General features: G+C 74.4%; 6 protein-coding genes. 3 read left to right on the top strand and 3 right to left on the bottom strand.

Going from position 1 to position 8,514, the window contains the following annotated elements:
• Window positions 1–51: 51 nt before the first annotated feature.
• A complete protein-coding gene (locus ACFWIS_RS36400) occupies window positions 52–1,383 on the bottom strand; it encodes an MFS transporter (RefSeq protein ID WP_380461790.1) in 1,332 nt (443 codons plus the stop codon).
• A gap of 326 nt (window positions 1,384–1,709) precedes the next feature.
• Between ACFWIS_RS36400 and ACFWIS_RS36395 the strand changes: the two genes are divergently transcribed.
• The gene (locus ACFWIS_RS36395) at window positions 1,710–3,323 is read left to right on the top strand and encodes a hypothetical protein (protein ID WP_380461789.1); all 1,614 of its coding nucleotides are present in this window, start codon (window positions 1,710–1,712) and stop codon (window positions 3,321–3,323) included.
• Window positions 3,324–3,373: 50 nt separating this feature from the next.
• Here ACFWIS_RS36395 and ACFWIS_RS36390 read toward each other — a convergent pair whose 3' ends face one another.
• Entirely contained in the window at window positions 3,374–3,832 is a 459-nt protein-coding gene (locus tag ACFWIS_RS36390) for a VOC family protein (protein WP_380461788.1), read from the bottom strand.
• Window positions 3,833–3,969: 137 nt separating this feature from the next.
• Between ACFWIS_RS36390 and ACFWIS_RS36385 the strand changes: the two genes are divergently transcribed.
• Window positions 3,970–5,172, top strand: coding sequence for a hypothetical protein (locus tag ACFWIS_RS36385; protein ID WP_380461787.1), 1,203 nt, complete (start codon window positions 3,970–3,972; stop codon window positions 5,170–5,172).
• Between the two features lie 160 nt (window positions 5,173–5,332).
• Window positions 5,333–6,832 (top strand): alkaline phosphatase PhoX, encoded by a 1,500-nt coding sequence (locus ACFWIS_RS36380; RefSeq protein WP_380461786.1) that lies wholly within the window; start codon window positions 5,333–5,335, stop codon window positions 6,830–6,832.
• Between the two features lie 32 nt (window positions 6,833–6,864).
• Here the strand turns inward: ACFWIS_RS36380 and ACFWIS_RS36375 are convergent, their stop codons facing one another.
• Complete coding sequence (locus ACFWIS_RS36375) at window positions 6,865–8,466, bottom strand: PucR family transcriptional regulator (protein WP_380461785.1); 1,602 nt, start codon at window positions 8,464–8,466, stop codon at window positions 6,865–6,867.
• Window positions 8,467–8,514: the final 48 nt, after the last annotated feature.

Below are 8,514 nucleotides of genomic sequence, written 5' to 3'. Positions count from 1 at the left end.
GCCCGGGACTTCGTGAGGAAGTCCCGGGCAGCGGCGTTCTCGCAGGTGGGGTCAGGCGGTCCTGGGCTTGCGGGCGACGGTGAGGGCAAGGGCCGCGCAGAGGAGGGCGGCGACGCTGGCGAAGCCGCTGATGGCGGGGAGGAGGCCGTAGGTCTTGACCAGGGCGCCGACGATGACGATGGGGAGGGAGCTGCCGAGGTAGACGATGACCCAGAGGGCGCTGAGTTCGGAGCCGCGGCGTTCCGGGTTCATCGCGGCGACCGCCGTCGTGAACAGGGAGCGGAAGGCGACGCCCTGGCAGGCTCCGCCGAGGACGCTGCCGATGAAGAGCAGGGCGGGGGTGCCGGTGTAGCCGGCGGCGACGACCAGGGCGAGGCCGGTGGCCAGGCCGGTCATGCCGAGGGCGATGACCATACGGTCGGCGGTCGGCGGGACGAGCAGCTGGGCGATCGCGGAGGAGCCGAGCAGCAGGGCCGCGACCACGGCGCCGGTCAGGTGGGAGGGGGTGTGCAGCAGCTTGGCGGAGTAGGCCGGGGCCAGGCTGAGGTAGACGCCGAAGACCGCGTAGGAGATGAATCCGGCGGAGGCGGCGAGCAGGAACTCGCGGCGCCCGGTGCGCGGCAGCCGCAGGCGCTGGGGGCGCAGGTGGGCGGGGGTGGTGATGCGCGGCGGGGAGGCCGGCGGGCGGTTGCGGCCGGGCATCCGGGGGTGGACCAGGGCGAGGGGCAGGCAGAGTGCCAGCAGGGCCACGGCGTGCAGCAGGAAGGGCGTCAGCAGCGGGTCGGAGCCGCCGGCCAGCAGGGCGCCGACGACCGGGCCGAGTGCGACGCCGCCCGCGGAGCAGGCGAGGGTGAGCTTGGCGGCCAGGGTCGGGTGGTCGGGAAGGAGGTCACCGAGGGCGGCTCCGGCGGCGCCGGTGGAGAGGCCGACGGCTATGCCCTGGATCGCCCGGCCCGCGGCCAGCTGCCAGAAGCTGGTGGAGGTGGCGAACACGACGTCCCCGGCGGCGGCCAGCGCCACGGCGGGCAGGATCAGGGCGCGTCGGCCGAGGTGGTCGGACCAGTGGCCGACCACGGCCAGGACCGGGACGAGCGCGAAGACGTAGATCGTGAAGAGGATCGTGGTGTCGAGCGGGCCGAGGCCGAGGCGCTGCTGGATCATCGGGTAGATCGGCGTCGCCAGGTTGGCACCGATCAGCATCAGCAGCAGGGCGCCGGCGACCAGGCCGACGCGGATGCCGCGCAGCGCGTTCCAGCGGCTGATCGCGGCGAGCTGGAGCTGGGCGCGGGGCGCGAGCTCCAGGGGAAGCAGGGCCTCCGACAGTCGGCGTCCGTCGAGCTGCGCGGTGCGCAGCGCGGAGCCGGCGGGGGAGAGGTCCGCCATGGCAGGGATCTCCTGTGGCCGGGCACCACCGGGGTCGGCGGGGTGTGCCGGCACGCCCCTCCGGAGGCGCTGTGGTGGTGGCCGCGGTGCGGGGCTCCCTGGTGGAGCGGGTGAGCTGAGAGAAGGGGCTTCGTTGCCCGTGGCCCGCGCGGGGTTGTGCGCGGTACCAATGCGAAGGATAAGGGGTGGGCGCGTGGAAGCGGCGCGCGCCCCTGTGTGCGCCCCTTGAGGCCGGGCATCGGGGGTGCCCGGCCTATACGCTGAGGTGGTAGATCGACACGCGGAGCTGTTCGAGCGGACCGCTGGCTGAGGGAGAGCACACGACGATGGCCGGACGACGTCGGAAGAACGCCGGGGCTTCGGCGGGAGAGGGTGCGGCCGAGGCGGTCCTGCCCGCGGACCTGGAGCTCCAGGACCTTTACGGGGCGTTCGCCGCGCACGGTCTGGACGACGAGGACCTGGACGACGCGGCGGTGCTGGTACCGCCGGTGAAGCTGCCCGCCGAGCGGGAGCTGGCCGAGCAGGCGAAGGCGGTGCCGATGTTCGGCTACGCGCTGGCGCTGGCCCGCTGGGCGGCCCCGCACCGGGTGGTGGACGAGTTCGGTGACCTGGCCCAGGAGGACCGGGCGCCGGTCGCCCGGCTGCTGGGGCTGGCCCCGGCCGAGGGCGAGGTGCCGGAGGAGGCCGAGGTCGAGGCGCTGCGGGCCTGGTCGCTGGCCTGCGACCTGGACCTGGTGGAGCTGGGCACGACCAAGGACGGTGAGCACGTCGCGGTGCCCGGCCCGGACCTGGAGCCCGCCGAGGAGGGGGACCCGGAGACCGTCCTGGAGCTGTGGCTGACCGCCGCCGGGATCGTCCGGGAGCTGGCGGTGGAGGCCGACTCGCTGCCGGAGGACGAGGAAGAGGGCGAGGGGCAGTCCGAGGAGGAGGACGAGGACGCCCTGAGCGAGGTCGAGGAGGCCCGGGACGCCGCCGCCGAACTGCTCGACGAGGCGCTCCAGGTGCTGTACGAGACCACCGCCTTCGCCGAGCCGGGCAACGAGACCGTGCCGCTGGGCGTGCTGGCCGCGCTGCTGGTGGTGCCGGAGGGCGAGGAGCCGAGCGAGGAGCTGCTCGGCGACATCACCGACGTGATGGTCGCCCTGGACCCGATGCTGGGCGACCTCGCCGAGCTGGGCCTGCTGGAGTACCGGCCGATCGACCCGGAGCTGTTCGACGAGGAGGAGGGCGAGGAGCCCGCCGTCGTCGGGGAGGCGCCGCTGGACGACGAGGAGTCGGCCCGCTTCGGGCTGGTCCGGCTCACCCCGCTCGGCCAGTACGGCATCCGGCAGTGGCTGCTGGAGGACGGCTACGACGCGCCGCTGGTCGGTGAGCTGGCCCAGGGGGACGCCGCCGAGCTGCTGCGCGGGGTGTGCGAATCGGCCAACGTGCTGCCGGAGGAGGAGCTGCGGGTCTGGGTGGCCGACCGGGAGCCGGAGCAGGCGGCGCGGGAGCTGCTGGCGGCGGCGCGCGGCGACGACGCCTACGGGCCGCTGCGCCGGATGCTGTGCGTCTCGGCGCTGAACCTGCTGGGGGCCGGTGCCGAGCCGGCCGTCCGGGAGGTGCTGGACGACCCGGAGCTGGGCGGTTCGGCGCGGGCCTGGCTGTCGGCGCTGGGCCGGTCGGACGTGCCGGTGCCGGACCGGGCGATGGCGCTGTGGACGGTGGTCGACACCTTCGCCGCCCAGCTCCTGGACAGCGGCGGCGACGCGGCGCTGCTGCGCGAGCTGATCACCGACCTGCCGGTGAAGGGCGATCCGGCGTCCTGGTTCGGTGAGCTGTGGCGGGTCGACCACCCGTACACGGCGGACGTCCTGGAGGCGATCGGGGAGCTGCACACGGACCGGGCGCTGGCCAAGGAGGCGCGCAAGGCGGCCTTCAAGGCGCGGTCCAAGGGCTGAGCCGCCCGGCGGTGTCCGGCGGATCCGGCGGGGATCCGCGGGACACCGCGCTACGGGAGGTCCAGCGAGCCGTCCTCGGTGAAGGGGAAGAACGGGTTGTGGGCCAGCTCCCACAGGTGCCCGTCCGGGTCCTCGAAGTAGCCGGAGTAGCCGCCCCAGCTGGTCGGGACCGGGGGCTTGACCACCACGGCGCCCGCCTCGACGGCCCTGTGCAGGGCGGCGTCCACCAGGGCGGGGGACTCCAGGTTCACGGCGAGGGTGACGCCGCGGAAGGAGGGCTCCCCGGTGGCGGGCACGCCCGCGTCGGCGGCCAGCTCCTCGGTGGGGAAGAGGCCCAGCACCGAGTCGGCGGTGCGGAACCAGACGATCTCCGGGCTGGAGGCGGCGGAGCGCTTCCAGCCGAGGTCCTGGTAGAAGCGGGCGCTGCGTTCGAGGTCGGTGACGCCGAGGGTGACGATGCTGATCCGGGCGGGGAAGGCGGCCTGCTCGGTGTTGTTCTGTGCGGTCATGCGGCCCAGCGTAGGGAGGGCGGCTGACAACCTGGCCGACTGACACGGCCACCGCTCCCGTACGGCAGTCGAGCTGATGACCCGGCAGCTCCGGGCACGTAAGGTGGCGTCAGCGGTGCGGGCGCGAGGACTCGGGGGTGCGGCAGAGGATGGTGCGGGAGAGCGGCGGAGGGCCCCAGGAGTGGGACGCCGAGCGGTCGGGGCCGGAGCGGCCGTCCGGGCAGGACCGTTTCGCCGACCAGGAGGAGTTCTCCCGTCGGACCCTCGCCGCGGTGGACTTCCCGGTGTACGGCGTGGCCGGCCCGGAGGGGCGGGGCGAGGCGCTGGCGGCCTTCGAGACCTGTGGCGGCGAGCTGCGCTGGGTCGAGGTGCAGTGCGGTGACTGGCGCACCGCGGTCGGGCCGTACGTGACGGTGCGCACCTACCGGCCGGGGGCCGACAGCTGCGAGGTGCTGCCCGAGCTGGAGGACGTGGTCGAGGACGAACGGGACCGGGTCTACGAGCAGTTGGGCGTCGACGAGGGCGACGGGCCGGGCCGGGTGCGGGCGCTGCGCGAGTGGATCACGGTGGACGGCGAGCCGTGCGCGGTGGAGGTGCACGAGGACTGGCCGGTGGCCGTCGTGGGGGCGGACGCGGCCGGCGCGGACGGGGTCGGGGCGGCCGGGCCGGTGTGGGCCGGGCGGCTGCGGGTCGGCGACCAGGCCGTCACGGTGTGCGGGCGCGGGCTGCCCCCCGGCGGGGTGGAGCTGGGCGGGATCGGGGACTTCGAGCGCTACCTGCACGGACGCACCGAGCTGCTGCGTGACCTGGCCTCCCGGCGCTCCCGCTACGTGCCGGTCGAGGAGCGCGAACTGCCGCCCGCCACCGGGCTGGAGGCACACCGGGAGCTGATCGCCCAGAGCATCGCGGAGGCCGCCGCGATCGAGGCGCAGGTGCGGGTGGGGCGGACACCGAGGCTGCCGCGCGGGCTGCGCGGGGACGTCTGCGCGGTGCGCTGGGAGGTGGCGGTGCGCCAGCAGATGCGGCTCGCCACGGAGAGCCGGGAGGAGGCCGCGGCGGCGGTGACGTCGATGGTCAACCACCTCAACCGGTTGTCCCAGCAGACGCATTGGCTGGTCGGCACGGCGGAGGGGGAAGCGGCGGTCGAGGAGGTCGTCCGGTACACGGTGTTCGCCAGTGAGGTGGCGAGCCTGCCGGCGCAGCGGGCCTGGGAGCAGCTGTGGCGGGAGCGGCCGGGGGCGGTCGGGGCCGGTGGCTGGGAGGAGCACCGGCTGGTGGAGCAGCTGTGGCTGTCGGCCTGGGAGCAGTGGCGGGCCGGGCGGCTGACCGGGCGCGGCTGACCGACTCCGGGTAAAGCACGGGTCATGGGCAAGTCATCGGTTGGCAAATGGTCGCCTCGTGGTGAGGTGGTCGTCATGCCGGGTTCACCCCTGCGGCGGAGTCTCTGCTGGGCGTCGACGACCCGCCTCGACGCCCGTACACCCCTCAGGAGTTGCTGCCATGTCGCTGTCCCGCCGGGACTTCGTCAACCGTTCCACCCTCGTCGGGGCCGGCGTGCTGATCGCCGGTGGTGCCGAGGCGCTGGCCAGCGCCCCCGGTGCGATCGCTGCGCCGGTCGGCGGGGAGGCCCCGGTCCCGGCCGCCGCCGGTGCGGCTGGGACCAACGCGGCGGGCGGCGCCGCGATCGGCTACGGCCCGCTGGTGCCGGACCCGGCCGGGCTGCTGGCGCTGCCCAAGGGCTTCTCGTACCAGGTGCTCAACCGGGCGGGCCGGACCCGGCTGCGCACCGGTGAGTTCACCCCGAGCAACCACGACGGCACCTCCGCCTTCGAGGACGAGCGCGGCGGCAACCTGATGGTGGTCAACCACGAGCTGTCCGGCGCCCGGGCCAACTGGCCGTACCCGGTGCCGCTGACCGAGGGGCACGTCTACGACCCGGGCGCGGCCGGCGGCTGCACCATCGTGCACGCCAGGCGGGACGGCTCGGTGGAGCAGTGGGTCGGCATCGCCGGCACCTCCACCAACTGCGCGGGCGGCGTGACCCCGTGGGGCACCTGGCTGTCCGGTGAGGAGACCGAGGACAAGGCCGGGAAGAACGGCTTCACCAAGGACCACGGCTACGTCTTCGAGGTCGACCCCTTCGACGACGACTACAACCGGGACCCGCAGCCGGTGAAGGCCTTCGGCCGGTACGCCCACGAGGCCGTGGTGGTGGACCCGAAGCGCGGCCACGTCTACCTGACCGAGGACGCCTCCAACCCGAACGGCCTGCTGTTCCGCTGGACCCCGCCGGCCGGCTTCAGGCACGGCCGCTTCCAGCTGCGCAAGCTCGCCGCCGACGCCGGTGTGCTGGAGGCCTTCAAGGTCTTCGACGCCCGGGGCGGGTTCGTCGACGACCTCTCCCGCGCCACCGAGGTCGGCACCGTCTACGGCGCCGACTGGGTCAAGGTGCCGGACCGCGACGCCCGGACCGTCTCGGTGCGCAAGCAGTTCAAGGAGGGCGAGGTCACCCGGGCCCGCAAGCTGGAGGGCATGTGGTGGGGGGACGGCGGCTTCTACTTCGTCTCCAGCTACGCCCGTTCGGAGAGCCCGCTGCAGCACGACGGCCAGGTGTGGTTCTACAACCCGGCGCGGCGCACCATCACGCTGAAGGTGCTGCTGGGGGTCAACCAGGACGTCTGGGGCGACCACGACAACTACGACGGCCCGGACAACATCACCGTCTCGCCGTACGGCGGCATCGTGATCGCCGAGGACGGCGAGGGCGTCTCGCACCTGTTCGGCGCCACCGAGGACGGGCTGGTCTACCCGATCGCCCGCAACGAGCTGAACATCGGCAGCGCGGAGAAGCCCGAGTTCAGCGAGTTCACCGGAGTGACCTTCTCGGACGACGGCAGGACCCTGTTCGCCAACATCCAGACCCCCGGCATCCAGCTGGCCGTCAGCGGGCCGTGGCGCCGGCTGAACGAGCACAAGCGGGGCCAGGGGTACGGCGCCTGAGGTAGCGTCGCACAAGATCGGCTGCCCGCGGGTCACTCGTCCGCGGGCAGCCGCAGTTGCAGCATCGCCAGCAGTCGCTGCTGCGGTTGGGCGAGGTCGATGCCGGTCAACTGCTCGGCGCGGCGCACCCGGTAGCGCAGGGTGTTGGGGTGGATGTGCAGGGCGTCGGCGGCGACCCGGACCTCACCCAGGGCGTCCAGCCAGGCGAGCACCGACTCGGCGAGCCGGGTGCCGTGCCGGCGGTCGTACGCCGTGAGCGCGGTGAGCCGGGGGTCGCGCAGGCCGCCGCGTTCCTGGAGCAGCGCCAGCATCTCGCTGACCAGCACCTCGGCCTGGACGTCGATCAGTGCCGCGACGTCGAGGTCCACCCCGCCGCGGCCCATCGCGTCCAGGATGCGGTCGGCCTGGGCACGGGAGTCCGGCACCTGGGACAGGCCCTCGACGGTCGAGCCGATCGCGGCCCGCAACGGGATGCCGAGGTGCTCCCGGGCCGCGGTGACCACCTCGGCGGCCCAGTCGCGCACGGTGGTCATCGGCAGGCCGGCCGGCAGCTCCGGCAGCAGCACGTAGACCCGGGACTCGATCGGGGCGAGCAGAGCGGTGCGGTGCCGGGCCGCGGTGTGCACCGAGATCAGGCCGGTGACGTCGGAGCGGTGCAGCGCCTCGGTGGTGCGGGCGGCGTAGGCGAGCACGGTGGCCGGGCGGCGCAGGTCCAGTCCGAGGTGGGTGGCCAGCGACTGGGGGCCGGTGGATCCCTCCAGCAGCCCGGTCAGCAGGGTCTGGGTGAGTCGGACGTCGGCGGACAACTCGCGTCGGCGGCGCACCAGTTGGGCGGCCGCGACCCGGGCGGCGCCGACCAGGGCCTGTTCGGCGTGCGGCGCCAGCGGCTGAGCGCCCTCCTGAACCCAGATGGTGCCCAGTGGCTGCGCCCCGGCCCGGATGCCGACCGCGAGGCGGCGGCGCAGGCCCAGCTCGGGGTGCGGCTCGACCGCGATCGGGGCGTCCGAACTGCGCAGGTGCTGGAAGATGCCCCACTCGCGGAGCTTGGAGAGGTACGGCTCCGGGCCCTGCCAGCCGAGGATGGACAGTCGGCGCAGGTCGTCGACCTCGTCGGAGTCGGAGGAGCGGGAGTAGGCGAGGACCCGGCTGGAGGTGTCCTCGATCGAGACGATGCCGTTGGTGAGCACGGCGACGGTCTGGGCGAGCGAGAAGAGGTCGCCGGCGTTGGGCTCGGGGGCGCCGGGGGAGTCCGGGGCGTCGGGGCCGGCGATGATCGCCCGGGCGAGCGAGTCCAGGTGCTCCCAGCGGGTCTCGCGGCGCACCGAGAGCAGGGCGACACCCGCGTCGGTGGCGGCCTCGCGCAGGGCGTCGGCCTGGCCGGGGGCGTCCAGCTTGACCGCGACGGCGGCGGCGCCGGCCCGGCCCGCCGCGCGCAGGGCGGGGAGGGCGGCGCGGCCTCGGGCGCCGATGGCGAGGACGAGTTCGCCGGGAGCGGCGGTCGGGGGGTCCTCCGGGTCGAGGATCGCGACGTCGCGCACGGGGACGTCCAGGCCCTGGGGGGCGGCCTGGAGTTCGACCAGGGGCTCGCCGAGCGACATCAGCAGCCGGCGGAGCGGGAGGCCGGGGGTGGTCATTCCGGGCCTCCTTCATCCGGTGTGTCCGGGCGGTCCGGTCCGTCCGGT

Source organism: Kitasatospora sp. NPDC127060 (assembly GCF_042724935.1).
In the GTDB taxonomy this organism is placed as follows: domain Bacteria; phylum Actinomycetota; class Actinomycetes; order Streptomycetales; family Streptomycetaceae; genus Kitasatospora.
Note: the sequence above shows the minus strand (reverse complement) of the source record. Positions and strands in the feature narration are given on the sequence as shown.